Annotated in this window: 22 protein-coding genes; 5 read left to right on the forward strand and 17 right to left on the reverse strand. The window is 72.9% G+C overall.

Features of this window, described 5'->3' with window-relative positions:
* Nucleotides 1-725: 725 nt before the first annotated feature.
* The 12 genes from tyrS to pheS form a co-directional block, all read right to left on the reverse strand.
* Complete coding sequence (gene tyrS, locus Y09_RS06045; protein WP_053916888.1) at nt 726-1994, reverse strand: tyrosine--tRNA ligase; 1269 nt, start codon at nt 1992-1994, stop codon at nt 726-728.
* A gap of 290 nt (nt 1995-2284) precedes the next feature.
* Nucleotides 2285-3781, reverse strand: a complete 1497-nt coding sequence (argH, locus tag Y09_RS06050; protein ID WP_053916891.1) for an argininosuccinate lyase — start codon at nt 3779-3781, stop codon at nt 2285-2287.
* Nucleotides 3778-5013, reverse strand: a complete 1236-nt coding sequence (locus Y09_RS06055; protein WP_053916893.1) for an argininosuccinate synthase — start codon at nt 5011-5013, stop codon at nt 3778-3780. The genes argH and Y09_RS06055 overlap by 4 nt, the downstream gene beginning before the upstream one ends.
* 199 nt (nt 5014-5212) lie before the next feature.
* Nucleotides 5213-5770, reverse strand: coding sequence for an arginine repressor (locus Y09_RS06060; protein ID WP_053916895.1), 558 nt, complete (start codon nt 5768-5770; stop codon nt 5213-5215).
* The gene (gene argF, locus Y09_RS06065) at nt 5767-6768 is read right to left on the reverse strand and encodes an ornithine carbamoyltransferase (protein WP_053916897.1); all 1002 of its coding nucleotides are present in this window, start codon (nt 6766-6768) and stop codon (nt 5767-5769) included. The genes Y09_RS06060 and argF overlap by 4 nt, the downstream gene beginning before the upstream one ends.
* 1 nt (nt 6769) lies before the next feature.
* On the reverse strand, nt 6770-8047 hold the full coding sequence (locus Y09_RS06070) for an acetylornithine transaminase (protein ID WP_053916899.1): 1278 nt from the start codon (nt 8045-8047) through the stop codon (nt 6770-6772).
* Entirely contained in the window at nt 8040-8999 is a 960-nt protein-coding gene (gene argB, locus Y09_RS06075; protein ID WP_053916901.1) for an acetylglutamate kinase, read from the reverse strand. Before argB ends, Y09_RS06070 begins: the two co-directional genes overlap by 8 nt.
* Complete coding sequence (gene argJ / locus Y09_RS06080; RefSeq protein WP_053916903.1) at nt 8996-10165, reverse strand: bifunctional glutamate N-acetyltransferase/amino-acid acetyltransferase ArgJ; 1170 nt, start codon at nt 10163-10165, stop codon at nt 8996-8998. The genes argB and argJ overlap by 4 nt, the downstream gene beginning before the upstream one ends.
* 107 nt (nt 10166-10272) lie before the next feature.
* Entirely contained in the window at nt 10273-11385 is a 1113-nt protein-coding gene (gene argC / locus Y09_RS06085; protein WP_053916905.1) for an N-acetyl-gamma-glutamyl-phosphate reductase, read from the reverse strand.
* A 144-nt stretch (nt 11386-11529) separates the two neighbouring features.
* A complete protein-coding gene (locus tag Y09_RS06090; RefSeq protein ID WP_234695651.1) occupies nt 11530-12033 on the reverse strand; it encodes a hypothetical protein in 504 nt (167 codons plus the stop codon).
* Nucleotides 12034-12191: 158 nt separating this feature from the next.
* Complete coding sequence (gene pheT / locus Y09_RS06095) at nt 12192-14792, reverse strand: phenylalanine--tRNA ligase subunit beta (RefSeq protein WP_053916907.1); 2601 nt, start codon at nt 14790-14792, stop codon at nt 12192-12194.
* 1 nt (nt 14793) lies between these two features.
* Nucleotides 14794-15900: a phenylalanine--tRNA ligase subunit alpha gene (gene pheS / locus Y09_RS06100; RefSeq protein WP_053916909.1), complete on the reverse strand. Its 1107-nt coding sequence runs from the start codon at nt 15898-15900 to the stop codon at nt 14794-14796.
* 204 nt (nt 15901-16104) lie between these two features.
* Between pheS and Y09_RS06105 the strand changes: the two genes are divergently transcribed.
* The 3 genes from Y09_RS06105 (at nt 16105) to Y09_RS06115 (ending at nt 19685) form a co-directional block, all read left to right on the forward strand.
* Nucleotides 16105-17205 (forward strand): S-(hydroxymethyl)mycothiol dehydrogenase, encoded by a 1101-nt coding sequence (locus Y09_RS06105; protein WP_053916911.1) that lies wholly within the window; start codon nt 16105-16107, stop codon nt 17203-17205.
* Nucleotides 17202-17822, forward strand: coding sequence for an MBL fold metallo-hydrolase (locus Y09_RS06110; protein WP_053916913.1), 621 nt, complete (start codon nt 17202-17204; stop codon nt 17820-17822). The genes Y09_RS06105 and Y09_RS06110 overlap by 4 nt, the downstream gene beginning before the upstream one ends.
* 267 nt (nt 17823-18089) lie before the next feature.
* A complete protein-coding gene (locus Y09_RS06115; RefSeq protein ID WP_053916916.1) occupies nt 18090-19685 on the forward strand; it encodes an HNH endonuclease signature motif containing protein in 1596 nt (531 codons plus the stop codon).
* A 213-nt stretch (nt 19686-19898) separates the two neighbouring features.
* Here the strand turns inward: Y09_RS06115 and Y09_RS06120 are convergent, their stop codons facing one another.
* Genes Y09_RS06120 through infC form a run of 5 tightly spaced genes read right to left on the reverse strand, consistent with a single transcriptional unit; the run spans nt 19899 to nt 24190 of the window.
* Complete coding sequence (locus Y09_RS06120) at nt 19899-21974, reverse strand: cytochrome c oxidase assembly protein (RefSeq protein WP_053916918.1); 2076 nt, start codon at nt 21972-21974, stop codon at nt 19899-19901.
* Entirely contained in the window at nt 21971-22891 is a 921-nt protein-coding gene (locus Y09_RS06125; protein ID WP_053916920.1) for an RNA methyltransferase, read from the reverse strand. Before Y09_RS06125 ends, Y09_RS06120 begins: the two co-directional genes overlap by 4 nt.
* 19 nt (nt 22892-22910) lie before the next feature.
* A complete protein-coding gene (gene rplT, locus Y09_RS06130; RefSeq protein ID WP_010550142.1) occupies nt 22911-23291 on the reverse strand; it encodes a 50S ribosomal protein L20 in 381 nt (126 codons plus the stop codon).
* A gap of 58 nt (nt 23292-23349) precedes the next feature.
* On the reverse strand, nt 23350-23544 hold the full coding sequence (gene rpmI / locus Y09_RS06135) for a 50S ribosomal protein L35 (RefSeq protein ID WP_010550143.1): 195 nt from the start codon (nt 23542-23544) through the stop codon (nt 23350-23352).
* Between the two features lie 25 nt (nt 23545-23569).
* A complete protein-coding gene (infC, locus tag Y09_RS06140) occupies nt 23570-24190 on the reverse strand; it encodes a translation initiation factor IF-3 (protein WP_082358660.1) in 621 nt (206 codons plus the stop codon).
* Between the two features lie 296 nt (nt 24191-24486).
* Between infC and Y09_RS06145 the strand changes: the two genes are divergently transcribed.
* Entirely contained in the window at nt 24487-25416 is a 930-nt protein-coding gene (locus tag Y09_RS06145) for a DUF4352 domain-containing protein (RefSeq protein ID WP_053916924.1), read from the forward strand.
* 164 nt (nt 25417-25580) lie between these two features.
* Nucleotides 25581-25913, forward strand: coding sequence for a DUF1844 domain-containing protein (locus tag Y09_RS06150; RefSeq protein ID WP_050815731.1), 333 nt, complete (start codon nt 25581-25583; stop codon nt 25911-25913).
* The last annotated feature ends 109 nt before the right edge of the window (nt 25914-26022 follow it).

Below are 26022 nucleotides of genomic sequence, written 5' to 3' on the forward strand. Positions count from 1 at the left end.
AAACAGACACGCTATTGAGATATCAAGCAACACGCGCACATCGTCGAGTCCCCGCTTCTGCGGTTCATCTCTGAGGCTCGTTGCCGGCGGGTGATCCCGTCGACGACTCCTACTTGCTTCGTCGTCCCGGCGCGAGTCACTACTCTAGCAGTTCTTCGCGGCCAGGTCCAACTCCGCTCCGTGTGGTCCCGGTCACCTCCGGATCGCGGTGCGATCCTTCCGTGCCCGAGTCACGGCCGCTGGTCCGATCTCTCGTCCCGGCAGGCCGGCAGTGAGTCCCAGTCGCTTCGTTCCTCGCTCCTCCCGGGGGAGGCTCTCGGTCCTTCGCGTCTGCGTCCTCGCTGCTGACAAGAAAGAACATTACGGGTCCCGCGAGGGGCCGTCAAGCCGCTCCGTTCAGCCTCCGTTCACTCTCCGAAACTGGAGTTCCTGCAGGTCAGTACCCACTTTGCTCGACTGGGAAAGCGCTCGTTCATCCGAATGTGACCCACGCTTGAGAGAGGGGTCACCGGTCCTTATCGTCAGGTTGACAAGCAAGCTCGTCGACGGCTATCCGCGTGCCGCGGACGGTCGCTCCGGAGATCCCGGCGGTCCACCGTCCCGGCATGCCCCCGGGCATGCACCGAGCCCCGCCTCTCGACTGTGCGTCGAGTGGCGGGGCTCGGTGGGGCGGCGGCGGGATCCGCGCCGGCGTGTCGACACGGGGAGTCGACACGACGGACCGGTCAGTCGAGGCGGTGCACCATCGCGGCGTTCTTGCGACCGCGACGCAGCAGGAGCCTCGCCCCCGGCAGCGCGTCGAGCTCTCCGACCTCCCGTGCGAGGTCGTCGGCGGAGATCCTCTCCCCGTTCACGGAGAGTCCTCCCCCGTCGGCGTCCCGTCGGGCCGCACCCTTGGACTGCGCGATGCCGGCGCTGACGAACGCGTCCACCAGCGGCGTGGTCGCGGAGACCTCCGCCCCGGGCAGCTCACGGGCGATGGCGAGGACGGTCTGCTCGTCCAGCGCGCGGACGTCCCCGCGGCCGAAGAGGACAGAGGCCGCGGCCTTCGCCTGCTCGGTGGCCCGGGCCCCGTGGACCATGGTGGTGAGCTCGTCGGCCAGGGCCCTCTGCGCGGCGCGCTCGTGCGAGGCCGTCTCGGTGGCGTGCTCCAGCTCCGCGATCTCCTCCTGGCTGCGGAAGGTGAAGAAGCGCAGGTAGTTCACGACGTCCGCGTCGGCCGCGTTGAGCCAGAACTGGTGGAACGCGTAGGGGCTGGTGAGCTCCGCGTCCAGCCACACCGCACCGCCCTCGCTCTTGCCGAACTTGGTGCCGTCGGCCTTGGTGACCAGCGGAGTGGTCAGCGCATGGACCTCGTGCCCCTCCACCTTGTGGATGAGGTCGACCCCGGAGAGCAGATTGCCCCACTGGTCGTTGCCCCCGTACTGCAGGGACACCCCGTGCCGGCGATGCAGCTCGAGGTAGTCGATGCCCTGCAGCACCTGGTAGCTGAACTCCGTGTAGCTGATGCCCTCATCGCTCTGGAGACGGCGGGCGACGGTGTCCTTCGCGAGCATCGTGCCCATGCGGTAGTGCTTGCCCATGTCCCGCAGGAAGTCGAGCGCGCTCATCTGCCCGATCCAGTCGAGGTTGTTCACCATGGTCACGCCGAACTCCCCCTCGAGGTCGAGGAAGCGGGAGATCTGGCCGCGCAGGCTCTCGACCCAGGTCGCGACGATCTCGGCGTCGTTGAGCACGCGTTCGCCGGACATGCGGGGGTCGCCGATCAGACCGGTCGCCCCGCCCACGAGGGCGAAGGGGCGGTGGCCGGCCAGCTGCAGGCGACGCATCGTGAGCACCTGGGTCAGGTGGCCGACGTGCAGGGAGGCGGCGGTCGGGTCGAAGCCGCAATAGAGGCTGATCGGTCCGTCCGCCAGAGCGCTTCCGAGCGCCTCGCGCCCGGTGGTCTGCACGACGAGTCCTCGCCAGGCGAGCTCGTCCAGGACGGAATGCATCGATCGTTTCCTCTCGGTGGTGCGGTGCGGTCCCCGGTCGGGGCCACGGTCATTGTCCCCCACTCACGGGGCGGGGTGCCACGCGATATCGCGCGCGGGCCCGACGGCGTCGGCGGTCGTGGACGGCAGGCGAGAGGCACGAGACCTGTCATGTGCAGGTCCCGGGCCTCTCCCATCCTTCCGGTGGACACCGCGCCGGGAGGCGGGTGTCGCAGCGCGGCGCCCGGCCGTCCAGGGGCGGAGCTCCCCTCGGCAGGCAGGGCCCGGAGCGCCGCCTCGTCGCGCGGGTGTCAGCCCTCGGCGCGGTCCCGGGTGAAGGCGCGCAGACCGGCCACCTGGGCGGCCGCGGCGTCGGTCTGCTCGGCCACCCGCACCGGGGCGGTGCCGCCCTTCGCATCACGGGAGGCGATGGAGCCCTCGACGGAGAGCACCTCCCGGACCGAGGGGTCGAGGTGCTCGGAGATCCCGGCGAGCTCGTCGTCGGTGAGGTCCCACAGCTCCTTGTCCTGCTCCTCGGCGACCTTCACGCAGGAGCCGGAGATCTCGTGCGCGACCCGGAACGGGACGCCTCGGCGCACGAGATGGTCGGCGATGTCGGTGGCGAGGGAGAAGCCCTGCGGGGCCAGCTCCGCCATCCGCTCGGTGTGGAAGGTCAGCGTCGCCATCATCCCGGTGAAGGCCGGGAGCACGAGGTCGAGCGAGTCGACCTGGTCGAAGACCGGCTCCTTGTCCTCCTGCAGGTCGCGGTTGTACGCCAGCGGCAGCGCCTTGAGCGTGGTCAGCAGCCCCACCAGGTCGCCGACCACGCGCCCGGCCTTGCCGCGGGCGAGCTCGGCGATGTCGGGGTTCTTCTTCTGCGGCATGATCGAGGAGCCGGTGGAGTAGGAGTCGTCCAGGGTGATGAACGAGAACTCCTTGGTGTTCCACAGGATGACCTCCTCCGCGAGCCGCGAGAGGTCGATCCCGATCATCGCCAGCACGAAGGAGAACTCCGCCGTCAGGTCCCGCGAGGCGGTCCCGTCGATCGAGTTCCACACCGAGTCGCCGAACCCGAGCTCGCGGGCGACGGCCTGCGGGTCCAGGCCCAGGCTCGAGCCCGCCAGGGCGCCCGAGCCGTACGGGGAGGAATCCGCGCGGGCGTCCAGGTCCCGCAGCCGCTCCACGTCCCGCAGCAGCGGCCAGGCATGAGCCAGCAGGTGGTGGCTGAGCAGCAGCGGCTGGGCGTGCTGCAGGTGGGTGCGGCCCGGCATGGGCGCGCCGTGCACCTCGCGGGCCCGGGCCACGAGCACGTCGACGAGGTCCAGGACCTGATCGCCGACCGCACGGGCCTGGTCGCGGATGAACAGGCGGATCAGGGTCGCGATCTGGTCGTTGCGGGAGCGGCCGGCCCGCAGCTTGCCGCCGAGGTCCTTCCCGGCCCGCTCGATCAGGCCGCGCTCGAGGGCGGTGTGCACGTCCTCGTCCTCGGGTGCGGCGGCGAACGCGCCGGAGGCGACGTCGGCCGCGAGGCGGTCCAGCGCGTCCTGCATCCCGGCGAGCTCCTCGTCGCTCAGCAGCCCGGCGGCGTGGAGCACGTTCGCGTGCGCCTTCGAGCCGTGCAGGTCGTACTGGGCGAGCCGCCAGTCGAAGTGCGTGGACACGGACAGCGCTGCCAGCGCGGCCGCCGGACCGGAGCCGAAGCGTCCGCCCCACAGCGCGGCGCTCTCCTGCGCGGCCGACGCGTCGGCCCCGGGATCGACGGCGCCCGTCGGCTCCCCGTGCGAGTTCGCGGAGGGGGCGTCGCTCATGCCTGGTCCTCGGCGGCGTCGAGGTCCTCGCCGTTGCCGAGCGCCACGTCGCGCGCCGCGGCCTGCTTGGCGGCGAGGCCGTAGATGTCGATGAAGCCGCGGGCACTGGCCTGGTCGAAGGTGTCGCCCTCGTCGTAGGTGGCGAGGTTGAAGTCGTACAGGCCGGTCTCGGAGCGGCGCCCGGTGACGGTGGCGCGGCCGCCGTGCAGGGTCATGCGGATGTCGCCGTTGACGTAGCGCTGGGTGTCCTCGATGAAGGCGTCGAGCGACTTCTTCAGCGGGGAGAACCACTGGCCGTCGTAGACCATCTCGGTCCAGCGGTCGCCGACCTGGCGCTTGAAGCGGGCCTGCTCGCGCTCGAGGGTCACGCGCTCGAGCTCCTGGTGGGCGGTGATCAGCGTCATCGCGCCCGGCGCCTCGTAGACCTCGCGGGACTTGATGCCCACCAGGCGGTCCTCGACGATGTCGATCCGGCCGATGCCCTGGGCGCCCGCGCGGCGGTTGAGCTCCTGGATCGCCTCGAGCGGGGTGACGGCGCGGCCGTCGATCGCGACCGGGACGCCCTGCTCGAAGGAGATCACGACCTCGTCGGCGACCGGCGGGAAGGCGGGGTCGTCGGTGTAGGAGAAGACGTCCTTGGTGGGCTCGTTCCAGATGTCCTCGAGGAAGCCGGTCTCGATGGCGCGGCCCCACACGTTCTGGTCGATCGAGAAGGGGTTGTGCTTGGTGGTCGCGATCGGCAGGCCCTTGCGCTCGGCGTACTCGATCGCCTTGTCGCGGGTCAGCGCGAGGTCGCGCACGGGGGCGATGCACTTGAGCTCGGGGGCGAGGGAGGTGATCGAGACCTCGAAGCGCACCTGGTCGTTGCCCTTGCCGGTGCAGCCGTGGGCGACGGTGGTGGCGCCGTACTTCTTCGCGGCCTTGACCAGGTGCTTGGTGATCACGGGGCGGGAGATCGCGGAGACGTTCGGGTAGGCGTCCATGTACAGCGAGTTCGCCTTCAGGGCGGGCATGCAGTACTCGTTCGCGAACTCGTCGCGGGCGTCGGCGACGTAGGCCTCGACGGCGCCGCAGTCGAGGGCGCGCTGGCGGATGACCTCGAGGTCCTCGCCGCCCTGGCCCACGTCGACCGCGCAGGCGATGACGTCGGCGCCGGTGGCGTCGTGGATCCAGCCGATGGCGACGGAGGTGTCGAGTCCGCCGGAGTAGGCGAGGACGATCTTCTCGGTCATGAGGGGGTGCTCCTAGGTCGTGGGGGTTCAGTGGTGGTCGGGGTGGTGCCGCGATGGCCGGGGCGGGCCGTGCGGCGGCGGGACGGGCGCGGGGGCCCGGTCCCTGGGTCCGGAGGTGGGCGAGGTCAGGGTCTGCGAGGCCAGGGTGCCGGGGTCGTCCCGGCGGGGGCCGACGGGCGGATCTGCCCGGTGCGCGCCGTCACGGCGCCTCGCCGCCCTCGTCCTCGTCGAGGGCGCCGAGCTCGCGCCGGCCCTCGGCGAGGTCGAGGAGCCGCTCGGCGAGGCGGTCACCGCCGGCGGGGTCCCGGGAGACCAGCAGGACGGTGTCGTCCCCGGCGATGGTACCGAGCACGTCGGGCATGACGGAGCGGTCCATCGCGGAGGCGAGGTACTGGGCGCCGCCGGGCGGGGTGCGCACGACGACGAGGTTCCCGCTCGCCTCGGCGGAGACGAGCAGCCCCTCGGCCAGCCGCGGCAGCCGCGCCTCGAGCAGCTCGCCCTCGGCGCCGACGGGACGGGCGGTGCCGCCCTCGGGCGGGAGGCGGTAGACGAGGCTCCCGGCGGAGCCGCGGACCTTCTCGGCCTGCAGCTCGACGAGGTCCCGCGAGAGGGTCGCCTGGGTGACCTCGATCCCCTCCGCGGTCAGCAGCTGCGCGAGCTGCGACTGGGAGGAGACCTCCTCGTGGGTCAGCAGCTGCACGATGCGCTGCTGGCGCGAGGTCTTGGTCTGCGCGAGAGCGCGCCGGGAGTCGCTCATGCGCGCTCCCGGGCGCCGCGGGTGCGGACGTGCGCGACGGCGTGGGCGGCGGTGCTCTCGTCGGGGTGCTCGAGCAGCCAGGTCAGCAGGGCCTTCTGGGCGTGGAGGCGGTTCTCCGCCTCGTCCCACACCACGGAGGCGGGGCCGTCGATGACCTCGGCGGCGACCTCCTTGCCGCGATAGGCGGGCAGGCAGTGCAGGAAGATCCCGCCGGAGAGCGCCATCAGCTCGGAGGTGACCTGGAAGGGGGCGAAGGTCTCCTCGCCGCGGCCGTCCTCGCCCTCCTGGCCCATGGAGACCCAGGTGTCGGTGATGACGGCGGTGGCGCCGGCGACCGCCTCGCGCGGGTCGTCGGTGACGAGCACCGCGCCGCCGGTCGACGCGGCGATCTCCTCGGCGCGGGCGACGATCGCGGGATCGGGGCGGTGGGAGGCGGGCGAGGCGATCCGCACGTCCATCCCGGCGGTGACGCCGCCGAGCAGGTAGGAGTGGGCCATGTTGTTCGCGCCGTCGCCGAGATAGGCGAGCGAGCGCCCGGCGAGCGCGGCGTCGCCGTCGGCCAGTCCCCCGGTGTGCTGGGCGATGGTCTGGAGATCGGCGAGGATCTGGCAGGGGTGGAACTCGTCGGTCAGCGCGTTGACCACGGGCACGGTCGCGTGGGCCGCCATCTCCTCGATCCGCTCCTGGCCGAAGGTGCGCCACACGATCGCGGAGACCATGCGCGTGAGCACCTCGGTGGTGTCGGCGACGGACTCGCCGCGGCCCAGCTGGCTGGAGCCGGCGTCGATCACCAGCGGGCTGCCGCCGAGCTCGGCGATGCCGGTGGCGAAGGAGACGCGGGTGCGGGTGGAGGCCTTGTCGAACACGACCGCGACGGTGCGCGGTCCCTCCAGGGGGCGCTTGGCGAAGCGGTCGCCGGCGAGCTCGAGGGCGAGGGCGAGGACCTCCTTCTGCTCCGCGGGGCTCAGGTCGTCGTCGCGCAGGAAGTGGCGGGGCATGTCAGGACCTCTTCTCGTCGGTGGTGGCGGCGGCGGCCCGCTCGGCGGCGTCGAGCAGGGCGGGCAGCGCCTCGACGAAGGAGCCGAGCTCCTCGTCGGTGATGATCAGCGGCGGGGCGAGCCGCAGGGTGCTGGGGTTCGCGGCGTTGAGGATGAAGCCGTGCTCGAGGGCGGCGGCGACGACCTGCGGCGCGATCGGGGCGGCGAGGGTGATCCCCTGCAGCAGTCCCGCGCCGCGCACGCCGGTGATCCGCGGATCGCGCCCGGCGAGCTCGAGGATCCGGGCCTGCAGCTGCGTGCCGAGGGTGCGGGCCTTCTCGAGCAGGCCGTCCTCGGCGAGGGTGCCGAGCACGGCGAGGGACACGGCCGCGCCCAGCGGGTTGCCGCCGAAGGTGGTGCCGTGCTGGCCGGGGCTCAGCAGGCCGGTGGCGTGCTCGCCGAAGGTGAGCACGGCACCGATCGGGAAGCCGCCGCCGAGACCCTTGGCCAGCGTCATCACGTCGGGCTGCAGCCCCTCGATCGCCTGGTGGGCGAACCACTCCCCCGTCCGTCCGACGCCGGTCTGGACCTCGTCGAGGATCAGCAGGGCGCCGTGGCGGGCGGTGAGCTCGCGGGCCGCGCGGAGGTACTCCTCCGTCAGCGGCAGCACTCCGGCCTCGCCCTGGATCGGCTCGAGCACGAGCGCGGCGACGTCCCCCGGGGCGAGGGCCGCCTCGAGCGCGGCCGTGTCGCCGGCGGGCAGGAACTCGACCCCGCCGGGCAGCGGCTCGAAGGGGGCGCGGTAGGCCTCCTTGTGGGTGAGGGCGAGCGCGCCCATGGTGCGGCCGTGGAAGCTCTTCTCGAGCGCGAGGATCCGGGGCCGCCCGGTGCGGCGGGCGATCTTGAAGGCCGCCTCGTTGGATTCGGTGCCGGAGTTCGTGAAGAACACGCCCGAGCCCTCGGGGGCCTTCGCCAGCTGCAGCACGCGCTCGGCGAGCTCGATCTGGGTGGGGGTGGCGAAGAAGTTCGAGACGTGCACGAGGGTGCCGGCCTGCTTCGTCATCGCGGCGACCACATCGGGATGGGCGTGGCCGAGGGCGTTGACGGCGATCCCGCCGAGGAGGTCGAGATACTCCTTCCCGTCGGCGTCCCATACGTGCGTGCCCTCGCCGCGCACGAGCACGCGCTGCGGGGTGCCGAACACGCCGATCATGGAGCGGGAGTAGCGGCCGGCGAGCTCCTGGGCGTCCTGCGGCGTCGTGCCTTGCGGCGTCGTGTCCTGCGTCTGCGTCTCAGACATAGTCGTCCCTCCTGACCATCGTGCCCACGCCCTTGTCGGTGAAGACCTCCAGCAGCACGGCGTGCTCGATCCTGCCATCGGTCATGGCCGCGGTGCGCACCCCGGAGTCCACCGCGTCCAGCAGCGACTCGGCCTTGGGGATCATCCCGGCGGTGAGGCCGGGCAGCATCTCCCGCAGCTCGCTCGCGGAGATCTCGGGGATCAGCGAGTCGCGGTCCGGCCAGTCGCGGTAGAGGCCCTCGACGTCGGTGAGCACCACGAGCTTCTCGGCGTCGAGGCCCGCGGCGAGCGCGGCGGCGGCGAGGTCGGCGTTGATGTTCAGGACCGCGCCGGTGGGGCGGCCGTCCTCGTCGGTCTCGGGCGCGATCGAGGAGACCACCGGGATCCGGCCGGCGTCCAGGAGGTCCTGGATCGACTCGGGCCGCACCTCGGTGACCTCGCCGACGTTGCCGAGGTCGACCTCCTCCCCGTCGACGACGGTGCCGCGGCGGCGGGCGGCGAACAGCCGCGCGTCCTCGCCGGACATGCCGATCGCGTAGGGGCCGTGGCTGTTGATCAGGCCGACGAGCTCGCGGCCCACCTGGCCCACCAGCACCATCCGCACCACGTCCATGGTGTCCTCGTCCGTCACGCGCAGCCCGCCGCGGAACTCGGACTCGATGCCGACGCGGCCCAGCATCGCGTTGATCTGGGGGCCGCCGCCGTGGACGACGACGACGTGGATGCCGGCGTGGCGCATGAACACCATGTCGGCGGCGAAGGCGCGGCGCAGGTCGTCGTCGATCATGGCGTTGCCGCCGTACTTGACCACGACGATCTTGCCGCGGAAGCGCTGCATCCAGGGCAGCGCCTCGATGAGGATCTCGGACTTCGCATGCGCCGCGGCCTGGGCCGGAGTGAGGTCGGCCAGCGGGTTCTTGGAGGGCGCGGCGGAGGCTTTCGATGAGGTCATGAGGAGTAGGCGCTGTTCTCTTCGACGTAGTCGTGGGTGAGGTCGTTCGTCCAGATGTCCGCGCTCGCAGAGCCCGCGCCGAGGTCCACCTCGATGAGGGTCTCTCGCGGGGTCATGTCGACCTCGGAGCGGTCGCGGTGGGCACCGCCGCCGCGGCACACCTCCACGCCGTTGACGGTGACCGAGAGGTCCTCGACGGCGAAGGGGGCGACGGCCTCGGGCACGCAGCCGGCCGCCGCCACGATCCGGCCCCAGTTGGGGTCGTTGCCGAAGATCGCGGCCTTGACCAGGTTCGAGCGGGCGATCTCGCGGGCCACGGCCTCGGCGGCGTCCTCGGCGGTGGCGGAGCGAACCACGACGTGCACGTCGTGGCTGGCGCCCTCGGCGTCGGCGACGAGCTGGCGGGCGAGGTCCGCGCTGACCGTGCGCACCGCCTCGGTGAGCTCCTGGACGCCCAGGGTCACGCCGCTCGCGCCGGAGGCCAGCAGGATGACGGTGTCGTTGGTGGACATGCAGGCGTCGGAGTCGACGCGGTCGAAGGTGGTGCGGGTCGCGCCGCGCAGCGCCTCCTCGGCGGTCGCGGCGTCGACGTCGGCGTCGGTGGTGAGGACGACGAGCATGGTCGCCAGCTGCGGGGCGAGCATGCCGGCGCCCTTCGCGATGCCGCCCACGATGACGCCGGAGGGGAGCGTGACCTCGGCCGTCTTGGGGACGGAGTCGGTGGTCATGATGGCGCGGGAGGCGGAGGCGTCGGCCTCCTCCCCGGCGTCGAGCCGGTCGACCGCCGCGGTGACGCCGGCCAGCAGCGGCTCCATCGGCAGCCGCTCCCCGATCAGGCCGGTGGAGCACACGAGCACGTCCTGGGCCGCGATGTCGAGGAGGTCGGCGAGGTGCTCGGCGGTGCGGTGGGTGTCCTGGAACCCCTCGGGGCCGGTGCAGGCGTTGGCGCCGCCGGAGTTCAGGACCACGGCGCGGGCCCGGCCGTCGGCGACGGCCCGGCGGGACCAGATCACGGGCGCGGCCTGGACGCGGTTGGCGGTGAACACGGCGGCGGCGACGTCGCGCGGGCCGTCGTTGAGGACGAGGGCGAGGTCCTCCTTTGGGGCGGCCTTGATGCCGGCGGCGAGGCCGACGGCGCGGAAGCCGCGGGGGCGGGTGATCGACACGGGGTCTCCTGGGAGCGTGGGGCGAGGGGCGCGGTGGGTGGGGCTCGGACGGGCGCGCCGGCCGACCGACGGGAGCCGACGGGCCGGCGGAGCCCGGCGGGCGAGGGTCAGGGGGCGAGCGCGGTGCGGCTGAGCCCGGTCGCCTCGGGCAGGCCGAGGGCGAGGTTCATCGACTGGAGCGCGGCGCCGGCCGTGCCCTTGACGAGGTTGTCGATCGCGGAGATGACGGTGGCCTGGCCGCTGCGGGCGTCGACGGCGGCGCCGATGCGGATCGTGTTCGCGCCGGCGACCTGCCCGGTCGCGGGGGCGCTGCCCTCGGGCAGGACGGTCACGAAGTGCTCGCCGGCGTAGTCGTGCTCGAGGGCGGCGAGGAGGTCGGCGGTGGTGGTGCCCTCGGGGACCGGGGCGGTGCACACGGCGAGGATCCCGCGGCTCATCGGCACGAGCACCGGGGTGAAGCCGAGACGGGCGTCCTCGCGGCCGGTGGCGCGGCGGAGGTTCTGCAGCACCTCGGGGACGTGGCGGTGGGTGCCGCCGACGGCGTAGGGCGCGGCGGTGCCGGAGGCCTCGGAGAACAGCAGGTGCTGCTTGGCGGCGCGGCCGGCGCCGGAGTAGCCGACGGGCAGGACCGCGCTGAGCGCGCCGGCGTCCAGCAGCTCGGCGCGCAGCAGCGGGGCGAGGGCGAGGGTCACGGCGGTCGCGTTGCAGCCGGGCACGGCGATCTCACGGGCGGTGCGCAGCTGCTCGCGCTGGCGGGTGCCGTCGGCAAGCGGCAGCTCGGGCATGCCGTAGGTCCAGGTGCCGGAGTGCTCGCTGCGGTAGTAGGCCTCCCACTCCTCGGCGCTCTCGAGCCGGTGGTCGGCGCCGAGGTCGAGCACGAGCACGTCCGGGTCCTCGGCGCGCAGGGCGGCGGCGATCTGCCCCGACTGGCCGTGCGGGAGGGCGAGGACCACGACGTCGTGGCCGCGCAGGGTCTCCACGCCCGTCTCCTGCAGCACGGGGTCGTGGCCGAGGTCGATGTGCGGGGCCACCTCGGAGAGCCTCTTGCCGGCGCTGGAGTGCGCGGTCACGGTCGCGACCTCGACGCCGGGGTGGCCGGCGAGCAGGCGCAGGGTCTCCCCGCCGGCGTAGCCGGAGGCGCCGACGACGGCGACGCGCGGACGTCGCGCGGCCTGCTCGGTCGCCGGGACGGGGGCGGTGGCGCTGCTCTCGGACGTCATGTCGGAAGTATATACAGCGCTCTGCATGATCAGCCAATGGAGGCGTGGAGTGTTCACGTGATGGACGGCGGGGTGCCCAGCGGCGAGGTCACGGGCCAGCCCCTTCTCCCTGCGGCCGGGCCCGACCGGGCACCTCGCAGCGCCTCAGCGCCGCGGGCGGCGGAGGAACGGGATGACGGGCAGGCCGACGCGAGCGCCCCTGCTCGCCTGGACGGTGCCGACGATCGCGTAGATCAGCTGCATCAGCCCGAGCACGAAGTAGAGGATCAGCATGGTGACCATGACGGCCTCCATCGCCGGATGGAACAGCACGCCGTCGCCCGTGGACTCCCCGGTGAGCACTCCGAGCGCGAGCGAGAGGGCCATCAGCACGGGCCAGCACAGCTGGGTGAGGCCCCAGTTCGCGGCGCGCACGCCGTTCTCCGCGGCGAGGCCGCCGTGGCGGCGCTGTCGTAGGCCGACGACGAGCTGCGTGATCCCGGCGACGAGCACGTTCGCGAACGGGATCGGGACGTAGGCGAGGAAACCGAGCGCCCAGGCGATCGTGCCGCGCGGCTCGGGTCGCACCGCCGCGTACGACGGCACGGGCCCGGCGGCGGGCTCGGGGTACGGGGCTGCGGGGTCAGGGTCTCCGTGAGGCGTGGTCACGGCCACACCCTATCCAGACCGGAACCTCCGCCGTCGGAACGTCGGCGAGCGCCGTGCGTCTGAGGACGCGTCGCGGACGCAGCAGGGACCCCGCTCGGTCGAGCGGGGTCCCTCCCCTGCGTGGTGGCTGCTGCGCGCCTCGTCGGCGCCGCGGCCGCTCAGGCCCGCAGCACGCCGCCGACGGCGGACTCGACCGCGGCGATGATCCGCCGGCGAGTCTCGCCGATCTGCTCGGCGGTCAGCGTGCCCTCGCCGGAGCGGAGCCGGATCGCGAAGGCGAGGGACTTCTTCCCCTCCCCGATCTGCTCGCCGGTGAACACGTCGAACAGGTGGACGCGCTCGGCGAGGTCGCCGGCGCCCACCACGATCGCGGCCTCGACGGCGCTCGCAGGCACGGACTCCTCCACCACGAAGGCGAAGTCCTCCTTCGCCGGCGGGTAGGTGGGCACCGGCACGGCGCGCACCACGGCGGGGGCGGCGGCGATCACGGCCTCGAGGTCGAGCTCGAAGGCGGCCGAGCGGGCCGGCAGGTCGAACTCCTTCAGCACGGCGGGGTGCAGCTCGCCGGCGGCGCCGACCACGCGGCTGTCCCCGTCGGCCGTGTGGACGCGCAGCTCGGCGGCGCGGCCCGGGTGGAAGGGCGCGTGCTCGGTCTGGCGCACCTCGAGCTCGGCGCCGACGGCGGCCGCCGCGCGGCGGGCGAGGTCGAGCGCATCGGTCCAGCCCCATGGGGCGGGCTCGCCCTGCCAGGAGTCGGGGCCGGAGGCGCCGCCGACGACCGCGGCGAGCGCCCCGGTCTGCGCGGGCAGCGCGGCGAGGATCGCCTCGAGCTCCTGCTCGCTGGGACGCTGGGCGGCGGCGGGCACCGGGGCGGCGCCCTGTCCCCCGCGGGCGCGGAACACGGAGCCGCGCTGGAAGATCGCGACCGACTCCTCGCCGCGGCCGAGGTTGCGGCGCGCGGTGGGCAGGAGGCTCTGCAGCAGCTCGGTGCGCAGCAGCGGCTCGTCCTCCGAGAGCGGGTTGAGGATCCGCACGGCCTCGCGGCGCGCGTCGTCCGTCCCGTAGCGGAGCCGGTCGTGCACGGAGCCGGCGACGAACGGGGCAGAGTTCACCTCGACCAGGCCCGCCTCGGCGAGCGCGCGGCGAGCGGCGCGGCGGCCGCGCTGGGCGACGGTGAGCCCGCGCCCGCCCGGTGCCGTCGGCAGCACCGAGGGGATCTGGGAGTAGCCGACCAGGCGCGCGATCTCCTCGACGAGGTCCTCGCGGATCGTGAGGTCGGGGCGCCACGACGGCGGGGTGACCAGCAGGCCGTCCTCGCCCCCGCGCGCGACGGTGCAGCCGATCGCCTCGAGGGAGGAGGTCACCTGCTCGTCGGTATAGGCGATGCCGACGACGCGCTCGGCGTCGTGCAGGTCCGCGCTGATCGGGGCGGGTGCGGCGACCGCGCCCTCGTCGGTCACGCGGGCGGAGACGGTGCCGCCGCCGTGCTCGACGATCAGCTGGGCGGCGCGGTGCGCGGCGATCAGCGGGAGCTGCGGGTCCACGCCGCGCTCGAAGCGCTTGGACGCCTCGGAGGGAAGGCGGTGGCGGCGGGCGGTGCGGGCCACGGTGACGGGGTCGAAGGTCGCGGCCTCGAGCACGATGCTCGTGGTCCCGCTCGACACCTCGGTGTCCTCGCCGCCCATGACGCCCGCGAGGCCGAGCACGCGGTCTCCCGCCGGGCCGCCGGCGTCGGTGATCAGCAGGTCCTCGGGGTCGAGGGTGCGGGTGACGTCGTCGAGGGTCGTGAGCTTCTCGCCCTTGCGGGCACGGCGCACGGTGATGGGGCCGATGAGCTTCTCGGCGTCGTAGGCGTGCAGCGGCTGGCCCAGGTCGAGCATCACGTAGTTGGTGACGTCGACGATCAGGGAGATCGGGCGCATGCCGGCGAGGGTGAGGCGGCGGGCCATCCAGCGCGGGGTCTGCGCGGCGGGGTCCACGCCCTCGACCTCGAGCGCGACGAAGCGGGTGCAGCCCTCGGCGCCGTTCAGCGGCGCCTCGTCGGCGAGGTGGACGGGCACTCCCCCGGCCTGGGTCGCGGTGATCGCGACCTCGGACACTGGGTCGGTGAAGGCGGCGCCGGTGGCGTGGCCGTACTCCCGCGCCACGCCCCGCATCGAGAAGCAGTAGCCGCGGTCGGGGGTCACGTTGATCTCGACGACCTCGTCCGCGAGGCCGAGCAGCGCGATAGCGTCGTCGCCCGGCTCGGCGGTGAGGCCGCGTGCGTGGCCGCGGCCGAGCACGATGATGCCGTCCTCGCCATCGGGGTCCGCGCCCAGCCCGAGCTCCTCGCCGGAGCAGATCATGCCGTCGGAGGTGTGGCCGTAGGTCTTCCGCGCGGCGATCGCGAAGTCGCCGGGCAGCACGGTGCCGGGGAGGGAGACCACGACGAGATCGCCCTCGACGAAGTTGTGCGCGCCGCAGATGATGCCGCGGCTCGGACGCTCCTCGCCGGGCTGCGGGTCCTTGGGATCGTCGGCGTCCTCGTTGTGCTCGGGGCCGACGTCCACGCGCACCCAGTTGATGGTCTTGCCGTTCTTCTGCGGCTCCTTGACGAGCTCGAGCACGCGGCCGACGACGAGCGGGCCGGTCACCTGCGCGCCGAAGATCGCCTCCTCCTCGAGGCCCACGCGGGAGAGGTCGGTGGCGACCTCGAGCGCGGAGGCGGTCGCAGGGAGCTCGACGTGCTCGCCGAGCCAGGTCAGGGGAATGCGCGGCATCTCAGATCTCCGTCCCGTAGTGCTGGGAGAAGCGGACGTCGCCCTCCACCATGTCCCGCATGTCCGCCACGCCGTTGCGCAGCATGAGGATGCGCTCGATCCCGAGGCCGAAGGCGAAGCCCTGGTGCTCCTCGGGGTCCACCCCGGCGGCGCGCAGCACGTTCGGGTGGACCATGCCGCAGCCGCCCATCTCGATCCAGCCGGTGCCGCCGCAGACGCGGCAGTCCGGGTCCGCGTCGTGCTCGAGGCCGAGCCGCGCCTCGCAGGCGAAGCAGCGGAAGTCCATCTCGGCGCTCGGCTCGGTGAAGGGGAAGTGATTGGGGCGCAGGCGGGTGATCGGCGCGCCGCCGAAGAGGTGCGCGGCGAGCGCGTCGAGGGTGCCGACCAGGTTCGCCATCGTCAGGCCCTTGTCGATCGCGAGACCCTCGACCTGGTTGAACATCGGCGAGTGGGTCGCGTCGATCTCGTCGGCCCGGTAGACGGTGCCCGGACACGCGATGTACAGCGGGGCGCCGCGCTCGAGCATCGCGCGGATCTGCACCGGGGAGGTCTGGGTGCGCAGCAGCATCCCGGAGTTCTCCGGCGCGAGGTAGAGCGTGTCCTGCAGCGAGCGCGAGGGGTGCTCCGCATCGGCGTTCAGCGCGTCGAAGTTCAGCCAGGAGGACTCCGCCTCGGGACCCTCGGCGATCTCCCAGCCGATCCCGACGAAGAAGTCCTCGATCCGCTCGGTGAGGGTCCACAGCGGGTGCGCGGCGCCGCGCGGCCGACGGTCCGTCGGCAGCGTCATGTCGACGGTCTCCGCGGCGAGCGCGGCCTCCTCCTCGGCGGCGGCGAGCTCGGCCTGGCGAGCGGCGAGCTCCTTCTGCACGCGGCCCTTGCCCTGGCCGACGAGCTTGCCGGCGGCGGCCTTCTGGTCCTTGGGCAGGTCCTTGATGGCGCGGTTCGCGGTGGTCAGCACGCTGGCGTCGCCGACGTGCTCGATGCGCACCTGCTTGAGGGCGGCGGTGTCGGGGGCCGCGGCGATCGCGGCGAGCGCGGCGTCGACGGCGGCGGTGATCGACTGCTCGTCGATCGAGGGCCCGCCGGGCGCGGGAGATGTCTCGGACACGGGTTTCGCTTTCGTCCTGGAGTGCTCGGAGGATGCGCGCGCCGGGACGCGGGCACCGCGGACCATTCTAGGAGAGGCCGCACCGCCGGGGCGCCGGGCAGGGGGAGCGGCCCCCATGTCCCTCTGACGCCCGCGAACCGGACGACGCATCCGGCGCGACACGGATAGGCTGACCAAGACCCTGTTCCCTCGAAGGAGGCCAGCATGTCCTGGACCGTGAAGGGCGTCGTCGCCCTCGCAGAGAAGAAGCCCGCCGAGCTCGTGGACATCGTGATCCCCGATCCCGGCCCCCACGACGTCGTCGTCGACATCGAGGCGACCGGCGTGTGCCACACCGACCTCGCCTATCGCGACGGCGGCATCAACGACGAGTTCCCGTTCCTGCTGGGCCATGAGTCCGCAGGCCGCGTCTCCGCGATCGGCGAGGACGTCACCCACGTCGCGATCGGCGACTACGTCGTGCTGAACTGGCGCGCCGTGTGCGGCGAGTGCCGCGCCTGCAAGAAGGGCGTGCAGCAGTACTGCTTCGACACCCACAACGCCTCCAAGCCCATGACGCTGACCGACGGCACCGAGCTCACCGCCGCCCTCGGCATCGGCTCCTTCTCGGAGAAGACCCTGGTCCACGAGGGCCAGTGCACGAAGGTCTCCGAGGACGCCCCGGCCGAGGTCGCCGGCCTGCTGGGCTGCGGCGTGATGGCCGGCATCGGCGCGGCGATCAACACCGGCCAGGTCCAGCGCGGCGAGTCGCTCGCCGTGATCGGCCTGGGCGGCGTGGGCTGCGCCGCGATCGCGGGCGCGCAGCTCGCCGGCGCCACCACGATCATCGGCCTGGACGTCGACGAGAAGAAGCTCGCCGCCGCCGAGAAGCTCGGCGCCACGCACACCCTGTGCACCAAGGACCTCTCACCGCAGCAGGTCGCGGAGAAGGTGCAGGAGCTCACCGGCGGCTTCGGCGCGGACGTCGTCGTCGACGCGGTCGGCATCCCGCAGACCTACGAGACCGCGTTCTACGCCCGTGACCTCGCCGGCCGCGTGGTCCTCGTCGGCGTGCCCCGCCCGGGCGTCGAGATCACGCTCCCCATGCTCGACGTGTTCGGTCGCGGCGGTGCGCTGAAGTCCTCCTGGTACGGCGACTGCCTCCCCGAGCGGGACTTCCCCTATCTCACCGACCTGTTCCTGCAGGGCCGTCTGCCGCTGGACCGCTTCGTCACCGGCCGCACCGATCTCGCCGGCACGGACGCGGCGCTGGACGGCCTGCACGACGGCGCGAACCTGCGCACCGTGGTGGAGGTGGCCAAGTGACCGCGCGGCTGGACCATGCCGTCACCTCGGGGACGTTCTCCCTGGACGGCGAGACCCACGAGGTCGACAACAACGTGTGGGTGCTCGGCGACGACGAGCAGTGCGTCGTCTTCGACGCCCCGCACGACGTCGAGAAGGTCGAGGAGCTCGTCGGGAACCGCGAGTGCGTGGGCATCCTGCTCACCCACGCGCACGACGACCACGTGCGCTTCGCCCCGGAGCTCTCCGAGGCGCTCGAGGCCCCGATCCTGCTGAACCCCGCCGACCGCGAGGTCTGGCAGCTCACCCACGGCGACCTGCCCTGGGACGACGACGTCGCCGACGGGGACATGTTCACGATCGCGGGCGTGAACCTCGAGGCGCTGCACACCCCGGGCCACTCCCCCGGCTCGACCTGCTACTACTCCGAGGAGCTGGGCGCGGTGTTCACCGGGGACACCCTGTTCCAGGGCGGCCCCGGTGCGACCGGCCGCTCCTTCTCCTCGCGGGAGACGATCGAGCAGTCGATCCGCGAGCGGCTGTTCCAGCTCCCGGACGACACGGTGGTGCACACCGGCCATGGCCCGGACACCACGATCGGTGCGGAGAAGAAGGCCGCGCAGGGCGACTGGCTCTGAGAGAGGTCTCGATCCGATCGACGCCCGAGCGCCACGTGCCCTGAGGCGTCGCATCGCTCGATGACACCGGCGGCGGTCCTCCACGGAGAGCCGCCGCCGGTGTCTGTCATACCCCTGCGCACGACGCCGGCGAAGCACAGTCACGGCTGGTCAGCGTCTCTCCAGGGTTGTCCACACACCTTTCGACTGTCGGGGCGAATCGGTAGAATCGGTCACATCTCCCGGAGGTGAGGAGCATCCCGAGGTGAGCGTGAGGAGGCGGTGAGGATGGGCGAGTTCGAGGCCGACGCCGAACCGCTGCTGCTCGCACCTCCGAGCCCCGAGGCGGCCTCCACCCTGTCCCGTGTCCGGGCCCGGCGGCGTCGACGCCGCCGTGCGACCCGCGAGCACATCTCGCGCATCGGCGAGCATCGGGCGCCGGAGACGGCCGAGCTGCTCGAGCAGCTGTGGGACGGCGGCGCCGAGGACTCGCGACGGCTGGCCCGGAGGTTCCGCGCGATCGTCGGCGCGACCCACGACCCGCTCTCTCCCGAGGAGCTCCCCCGCGAGGCGCGCGCGATGGAGGAGCTGCACCTCTCCCTCGCCCTGCGGTGCACCCGCGCCCAGGCGCGCTCGGCCATCCGCGAGGCGCATCGCGTGGCCACGCTGCTCCCTCTGTGCTTCGCACGGCTCTCCCGCGGCGAGCTCCCGGCGCCGTGGTTCGAGAAGCTGCTGGAACGCACGGGGAGCCTCGACGATGATGCCCTCCGGCGGCTCGACGTCGAGCTCTCCCGCACCGACCTCTCCGTCTCCCCCGAGGTCTTCTCGCGGGTCCTCGGTCATCTCCTCGCCGCCGCGGTCGCGCGCAGCGAGGAGCCGGAGCATGCCCGGCCCGAGAGCCGCCGCCGCGTGGTCCTGGATCCGGCTCGGCCCGACGGCACCGGCTGCCTGCGCATCATCGGCCCGATCCCGGAGATCCTCGACCTCTCCCGACGCCTGGATCTCGCGGCCCATGCCGTCCGTGACGGTCAGCGACGCGCCTTCGAGCAGGGCACCCCTCTGCCGGTCGATCCGGGCGGCGAGATCGAGGCGAGCTGCCTGATTCCCTCCCTCGCCCGCACCCGCTACAACGTGCTGATGAGCTCGGCCCTCGCCACGGGTGACGCCGCGCCTCCTCCGCCCCAGGTCCGCGTCAACGTGACGGTCCCGGTCATGACCCTCCTCGGGCAGTCGGACGCTCCCGGCATGCTCGACGGCACCATCCCGCTTCCCGCCCGGATGGCCCGCGAGCTCGCCGGGCACGAGAGCACCTGGTACCGCGTCCTGACGGATCCGACGTCGGGCCGCTTCCTCCCCGCCCCGGCGCAGCGCTACCGGCCCACCGCCGAGATGCGTGCGCACCTGCTGCTGCGCCATCCCACCTGCGCGGTGCCCGGCTGCGGCCGCCCCTCCTCGATGCTGTCCGAGACGGATCACCTCGAGGAGTACGACCACGACGATCCGACCACCGGCGGCACGACCGACGCGGAGAACCTGCACGAGCTCTGCCGCGAGCACCACCGGCTGAAGACGCTGGGACTGCTGGACCCGGTGCGCGACGACCTCGAGGGCACGACCTGGTGGGAGAGCTCCGGACTGATGATGGCCCGGCAGGAGGACGGTCGGGATCTCGCCACCGCGCAGGTCGTCGACGAGATGACCGCCGCCTGGGAGCAGCACGAGCACCTCCGACATCTGCGGGCAGAGGCGGCCGCGCGCCGACGATGGGTGCGGGAGCAGGGCCTCTCCCCCGGCGACCTGGTCACCGGACCGGACGGGGAGGACGACTGGTGGGTCGGGCACGACGGCGACCTGCATCCGCCCGGCGAACCGCCTCCGTACTGACCGATGCGCACCCTGGAAGAGAGCCGTCATCCGCGGAGTCATGACCGCTGTGCTGGCGCTCGCCCTCAGGGCCGTGCTGGACGGCGGGGTGACGGGGCCGGCGATTACGTTCGCGGTGCTATTCGGTCTTGTCTTTGCGCTCGTCACAGCAGCATTCGAACGAGCAGACCGCTCACCAGCCGGCCGCCCGGACGGCGAGTAGGCTCGAGCGATTCAGCCGTCCCGGCGCTCACCGGCGCCGTCCGGCGCGCTGTCCGCCGGGCTGTCCGCACCTGCGGCGGGCGCGGGTGCGCCGCCTCCCCCGCGCAGGCTCTCGAGATAGGCGTTGTACGCGGCGAGCTCGGCGCCGCCGTCCCGCTCGGCCTTGCGGTCGTACTGCCGGGCCCGTCGGTCCTCGGACTTCATCCACAGCACCGCCACGATGATCGCGTACCCGACCGTCGGCACCTCGGAGATCGCCCACATGATCGAGGCGCCCCGCTCCTGGATCAGCATCAGCCGGTCGGGGCCGTACATCCCCAGCTCCGAGTACCAGCCCTCCGCGACCAGCCAGGTCGCCGAGTACAGCGCGATCCCGAAGAAGGCGTGGAACGCGAGGGTCACCAGCAGCGTGATCAGCTTCAGCACCGGATTGATCGGCTTGGTGGAGGGGTCGATGCCGATCAGCACCCAGGCGAAGAGATAGCCCGAGGCGAGGAAGTGCACCGTCATCAGCACATGGCCGAGATGGTTGTACATCGCCAGCTCGAACAGCGGGGTGAAGTAGAAGATCACCAGCGAGCCGGCGAAGATCAGCCCGGCCACCGGCGGGGAGGAGATCAGCCGCGAGTAGCCCGAGTGCAGGGCGGCCAGCACCCACTCGCGCACCCCGCGGGACCCGTCGGTGCGGGGCGAAGTGGCGCGGGACAGCATCGTCACCGGCGCGCCGAGCACCCACAGCGGCGGCACGATCATCATCATCGCCATGTGCTGGACCATGTGGGCGTCGAAGCGGAACTTCCCCCAGGCCGCCGCGCCGCCGGAGATCACCCAGGCGAAGGCGAGGCAGCCGGCGAGGAAGGCGAGGGTGCGATGCCACGGCCAGTCGTCGCCGCGCCGTGCCAGGCGCACCGCCCCGGTCAGATACAGCCCCGCCATCACCACGGCGAGGGCGATCGCGATCCAGTCCGGCTGGACGACGGTGAACATCGTCGTGGGCGAGAACTCCTGCTCGGGCGGGAGGAAGCCCGCCAGCGAGAGCACCTTCAGGTCGCCGCTGGCGGGGACCGACTGCGGCACGGGCGGGGCGGAGCGGCCCAGCGCGATCGACGCCCCGATCACGGCGGCCATCAGCACGCCCTCGGTGAGGGCGAGGTGGCGGAAGCGGAGCCGCTCGCCGAGCCGTGCGCGCTGGAGGGCGCCGAGCACGGCGAGGACGACGAGACCGAGCGCCTTGGCGAGCACGACCCGGCCGTAGCCGGTCGTGACCAGATCCCCCCAGCCCGACAGCCGGATCCCGGCGCTGATCAGGCCGCTGAGCGCCAGCGAGACCACCGCGGCCAGGGCCCAGGGCGAGTAGCGGCGGACCACGACGCCGAGCACCTCGTCGTCCATCCGCCCGGCGAGCAGCGCGATGGCCAGCAGTCCGCCCGCCCAGACGGTCACGGCGACGAGGTGCAGCGCCATGGCGTTGACGGCGTTGATGTGGTCCAGGCTCGCCCCGGCATGCCCCACCAGCCCCAGCGAAAGCGTCCCGAGGCCGGCGAAGGCGAGGCCCCAGCAGGCCAGCACGGTGGATCGGGCGAGGGCGTAGGCGAGGGCCGCGAGCGCGGCGAGCACGGCGACGAGCATCTGCAGCCGGCCGAGCGCCCCGCCCATCGCGACGTCCCAGACGTTCAGCGCGGTGCCGGCACCGGTCGCCTCGAGCCCGCCGAGCGGGATCTGGGCGAGGGCGGCAAGGGTCCACAGCAGCGCTCCGGCGGCGGCGAGGCGCACGGCGCGGCGGCGCAGCGGGTCCAGCACCGTCGCCTCGCGGCGCGAGGGGCCGGGCAGCAGGAGCACGGCGGTCGCGCCCGCGCCGACGGCGAGGAGGAGGCCGAGGTGGTGCAGCGCGCGCACGACGGGCAGCCCGAAGGTCACCAGCGGCGAGGCGGGCACGAGGGTCGCCGGGGACAGCGCCCCGGTGGCGAGCATGCCGAGCCCCGCGGCGAGCAGGGCCAGCAGGAGCAGGAGGGGGGCCGCGGCGGTGCCGAGGGCGCGGCCGGGGCCGCGGCGGCGCGCGGGGGCGGTCTCTGCGACGGGCGCGCTCATGCCCCGGCCCGCCGTCGGCGAAGGGTCTCGAAGAGGCAGACGGTCGCGGCGGTGTGCACGTTCAACGATTCCGCGTGGCCGGCCAGCGGGATCCGCACGGTCAGCGGCGCGGCGGCGAGCGTCTCCTCGTCCAGCCCGTGCGCCTCGTTGCCGAGGATCCACGCGATCCGCTCGGGCAGGTCGACGTCGAACAGCTCGGAGTCCGCGTAGCCGCTGGTCGCGGCGGCGGTGATGCCGCGGGCGGCGAGTGCCTCGAGCAGGGGCCCGCCCTCGGCGCCGGTGAGGACGGGGAGGTGGAAGAGACCGCCGACGCTCGCCCGCACGGCCTTCGGCGAGTACGGGTCGGCGCTGGTGCGGGTCAGCAGCACGAGATCGGCGCCGGCGGCGTCCGCGGTGCGGATCAGGGTGCCGACGTTCCCGGGGTCGCGCACCTCGTGGAGCACGACCACGGTGAGCGGCCCGTCATCGGGGAGCGCCTCCAGCGCGGCGGTCGCGGAGTCCGGGTCCTCGGCGGGCAGGGTGCCGACGGCGACGACGCCCTGCGGGGAGACGAGCGCTCCCGGGGCGCCGCCCGTCCCGGCGGCGGCAGGAGCGGACGCGACGTCGGCGGTCGCGTCGGCCGGGCCGCTCTCGCGCACCATGGCGCGCAGGATCTGCTCGTCGACGAGGCGGGCCGGAATGCCCGCCGCGCGGGCGAGGCGCTCGAGCTCGGGGTGCGCGTCGGCGGCGCGCTCGGTGAGGTGCACCTCGAGGGCGAGCTCGGGACGGTGCGCGAGGAGGGAGCGCACGGCCTGCGGCCCCTCGACGCGGAAGCGTCCCTGCTTGCGACGCGCCGAGCGCCCGGTCAGCGCCGCCACCTTCCGCACCCGCTCGGAGCGGGGGGAGGTGATCGGGGACTGATCCGGGCGCTCGGTCATCGCTGGACGGGCAGCGATGTCAGGCCGCGGGGGCGTTGACGTCCTCGGGGAGGGCGTTCTTGGCGACCTCGACCAGGGCGGCGAAAGCCGGCGCGTCGTTGACGGCGAGCTCGGCGAGCATGCGACGGTCCACCTCGACACCCGCGAGGCCGAGGCCCTGGATGAAGCGGTTGTAGGTCAGGCCGTTGGCGCGGGACGCCGCGTTGATGCGCTGGATCCAGAGCTGACGGAAGTCGCCCTTGCGCTTCTTGCGGTCGCGGAAGTTGTAGGTCTGCGAGTGCAGCACCTGCTCCTTCGCCTTGCGGTACAGGCGCGAGCGCTGGCCGCGGTAGCCGCTGGCCTGCTCGAGGATCTCCCGACGCTTCTTCTGGGCGTTGACCGCCCGCTTCACGCGTGCCACGTGATACTCCTTCGATCGTAAGTTCAGGGTCGCGGGAGCCGTGCTCCCGCGTGGGCGATCAGCGGCCCAGCAGCTTCTTCATGCGCTTGGCATCGGCCTTCGACACATCCGTGTCGGAGCCCAGACGGCGCTTGCGGGTGGAGGACTTGTGCTCCAGGAGGTGGCGAGCATTCGCCTTCTCCCGCATGAGCTTGCCCGAGCCGGTGACGCGGACGCGCTTCTTGGTACCCGAGTGGGTCTTGTTCTTCGGCATTGGCCTGTTTCTCCTTGTGACGTTCTCAGGACTCGGCGCCGGCCTCGGCCTCGGGCGTGGACTCGTCGTCCTTGCCGCGGGCCGCTGCCTTCTCGGCGTCGGTCTTGCGCTTGCGGGCCTCGGCCATGGCCTGGGCCTTCTTCTTGTGAGGCCCGAAGACCATCACCATGTTGCGGCCGTCCTGCCGCGGGTGGGACTCGACGAAGCCGTACTCCGAGACGTCCTCCGCCATGCGCTGCAGGAGCTTGACGCCCCGCTCGGGACGGGACTGCTCACGACCGCGGAAGCGGATGATGACCTTCACCTTGTCGCCGCCGTCGAGGAACTTCTCGACGTTGCGACGCTTGGTCTCGTAGTCGTGCGTGTCGATCTTGAGGCCCATCCGGATTTCCTTCTGGACCGTGTTCGCCTGGTTCTTCCGAGCCTCGCGGGCCTTCAGGTTGGCTTCGTACTTGTACTTGCCGTAATCCATGAGCCGCGCGACGGGCGGGTTCGCACCCGGTGCGACCTCGACCAGGTCGAGGTCTGCTTCCTGGGCGAGACGCAGGGCGTCCTCGACACGGACCTCACCGACCTGCTCGCCGTTGGGACCGACCAGGAGGACCTTGGGGACCCTGATCTGACCGTTGATGCGCTGTTCGCTGATGTTGGCTCCTCACCTTGTTTCGAGTCGGAAGACGACGAAGGCCCCCGCAGTCATGCGGAGGCCCCAAGGTGCGAGCGCTGCGACGGCGGTCGGACGCGACGGCCCGCTCGCCGGACGATGACGCCCGACTGCGATACTGACCCAGCGGCTGGATGCCACGAGGTGGGAAGGGACTCCACTTGAGGAACGTATGACGAGGGTTTCGACCTGTTCCAGTCGACTATCCTACCAGGAGTACGACGGACGTCCAGGTGATGTGCGTCGCGCCGCCAGGCCGCGATCAGCGAGGAGTACAGGTGCACACCGACCGCGAGGCGTACGAGCAGGACGGCCGGCCAGCGCTCCCCACCGACCCCGCCCCTGCGGAGCCGGCCGGCACCCCGGAGCTCCCCGCCCCGCAGGGCCCCGTGGACGCCTCCCACGAGTACGGCTACGGGAACGACGAGGAGCTCCCGTCCCCGGGCGGCGTCGAGCCCGCCGAGCCCGCCCAGCAGACCGAGGGCCCGGACGACCTCTCCGAGACCGAGCGCCGCTCCGTCACCGGCGTCCAGGGCGTCACCGCACCCCGAGCGATGCTGCGCCCGGTGCCCGAGGGGTTCCCGACCCCTCCCCCGCGCCCGGCCGTCCCGAACCGTCGGCCCGCGAAGGTGCAGGACCCCGACGAGGCGAAGGGCTCGCGCCGCGGGCTGCTCATCGGCGCGATCGTCCTCGTCGCCGTGCTGGTCCTCGCCGTCGCGGTCGGCGGGGGCATCCTCGCCTTCCGCGCCCTGGGCTCCGACGACCCGGGCGACTCCGATCCGGCGGCGCCCGCCGGGACCGCCGCCCCGCAGGACGGGGCCTCCGGCGGCAGCGCGACGATCGGCGAGGTCGAGATGACCACGGTGAGCACCGAGGCGGGCGTGCGCAGCGTCGGCAGCCGGAGCAACCCGGTCGAGCCGGAGGGCGAGTTCGTCATCGCCACCGTCGAGATCGACAACCAGGGAGACCGGGCGGCGCCGCTCACCCCGGAGTCGATCTCGCTGGAGTCCGCCGACGGCGTCACCCACCCGCTCGACCTCGATGCGAGCCGCGTGCACATCGCCGACAGCAAGAGGCCCACCCAGATCCCGGGCGGCGGCAGCGGCACCGTCCACCTGGTCTTCGACGTGCCGATCGGCACCGAGCCCTCCGCGATCCTCGTCGACTTCGGCGAGGACATGACCGGATCCCTGCCCCTGGCCGGCTGAGCCACTTCCTCCGCCCGCCGCGGACCACCACCCCCGCACCGCGTCCGAGCCGGACGCGGACCGAGAACGAAGGACCCCCAGTGACCGAGCACTCCCACGACAGCACCCCGCACGCGCACGACGCCGCGCACAGCCACGACGCCCCGCACAGCCACGACGAGGGGATCGGCGCCGACGAGCTGCGCGACATCGCCGAGGTCTCCTCGGTCGAGATCATCACCTCCGCCTGCGTGCACCTGATGAGCGCCGCGGCGGTGAAGGTGGGCCTCGCCGAGGACGAGGAGACCGGGCAGTACCAGGACCTCGCCGAGGCGCGGAAGCTGATCACCGCCCTCGCGGGCCTGGTCACCGCCGCGGCCCCTGAGATCGGCAACGAGCACGCCCGCTCGCTGCGGGACGGTCTGCGCTCCCTTCAGCTCGCCTTCGCGGAGGCCCTGCCCTTCCCCGACGAGCCGGGCAAGGCGCCGGGCGAGAAGTACACCGGCCGGGTCTCCTGACGAGGTCGAGCCGCGGCGTCGTGGGCCGGGCTGCGGCTCGGGCTACGGCTACGGCTACGGCTCCGGCTCCGGCTACGGCTACGGCTACGGCTACGGCTACGGCTACGGC

The sequence above is a fragment of the Brachybacterium sp. SW0106-09 genome (genome assembly GCF_001293905.1).
GTDB classification, from domain to species: domain Bacteria; phylum Actinomycetota; class Actinomycetes; order Actinomycetales; family Dermabacteraceae; genus Brachybacterium; species Brachybacterium conglomeratum.

What these genes read in the sequence shown, in the direction of transcription:
- Y09_RS06120 (WP_053916918.1), bottom strand. Translation starts at nt 21,974, where the DNA reads ATGAGCGCGCCCGTCGCAGAGACCGCCCCCGCGCGCCGCCGCGGCCCC.
- argB (WP_053916901.1), bottom strand. Translation starts at nt 8,999, where the DNA reads ATGACCTCATCGAAAGCCTCCGCCGCGCCCTCCAAGAACCCGCTGGCC.
- Y09_RS06105 (WP_053916911.1), top strand. Translation starts at nt 16,105, where the DNA reads ATGTCCTGGACCGTGAAGGGCGTCGTCGCCCTCGCAGAGAAGAAGCCC.
- Y09_RS06115 (WP_053916916.1), top strand. Translation starts at nt 18,090, where the DNA reads ATGGGCGAGTTCGAGGCCGACGCCGAACCGCTGCTGCTCGCACCTCCG.
- pheT (WP_053916907.1), bottom strand. Translation starts at nt 14,792, where the DNA reads ATGCCGCGCATTCCCCTGACCTGGCTCGGCGAGCACGTCGAGCTCCCT.
- Y09_RS06125 (WP_053916920.1), bottom strand. Translation starts at nt 22,891, where the DNA reads ATGACCGAGCGCCCGGATCAGTCCCCGATCACCTCCCCCCGCTCCGAG.
- Y09_RS06055 (WP_053916893.1), bottom strand. Translation starts at nt 5,013, where the DNA reads ATGACCGAGAAGATCGTCCTCGCCTACTCCGGCGGACTCGACACCTCC.
- tyrS (WP_053916888.1), bottom strand. Translation starts at nt 1,994, where the DNA reads ATGCATTCCGTCCTGGACGAGCTCGCCTGGCGAGGACTCGTCGTGCAG.
- argH (WP_053916891.1), bottom strand. Translation starts at nt 3,781, where the DNA reads ATGAGCGACGCCCCCTCCGCGAACTCGCACGGGGAGCCGACGGGCGCC.
- rpmI (WP_010550143.1), bottom strand. Translation starts at nt 23,544, where the DNA reads ATGCCGAAGAACAAGACCCACTCGGGTACCAAGAAGCGCGTCCGCGTC.
- Y09_RS06070 (WP_053916899.1), bottom strand. Translation starts at nt 8,047, where the DNA reads ATGTCTGAGACGCAGACGCAGGACACGACGCCGCAAGGCACGACGCCG.
- argC (WP_053916905.1), bottom strand. Translation starts at nt 11,385, where the DNA reads ATGACGTCCGAGAGCAGCGCCACCGCCCCCGTCCCGGCGACCGAGCAG.
- argF (WP_053916897.1), bottom strand. Translation starts at nt 6,768, where the DNA reads ATGCCCCGCCACTTCCTGCGCGACGACGACCTGAGCCCCGCGGAGCAG.
- Y09_RS06060 (WP_053916895.1), bottom strand. Translation starts at nt 5,770, where the DNA reads ATGAGCGACTCCCGGCGCGCTCTCGCGCAGACCAAGACCTCGCGCCAG.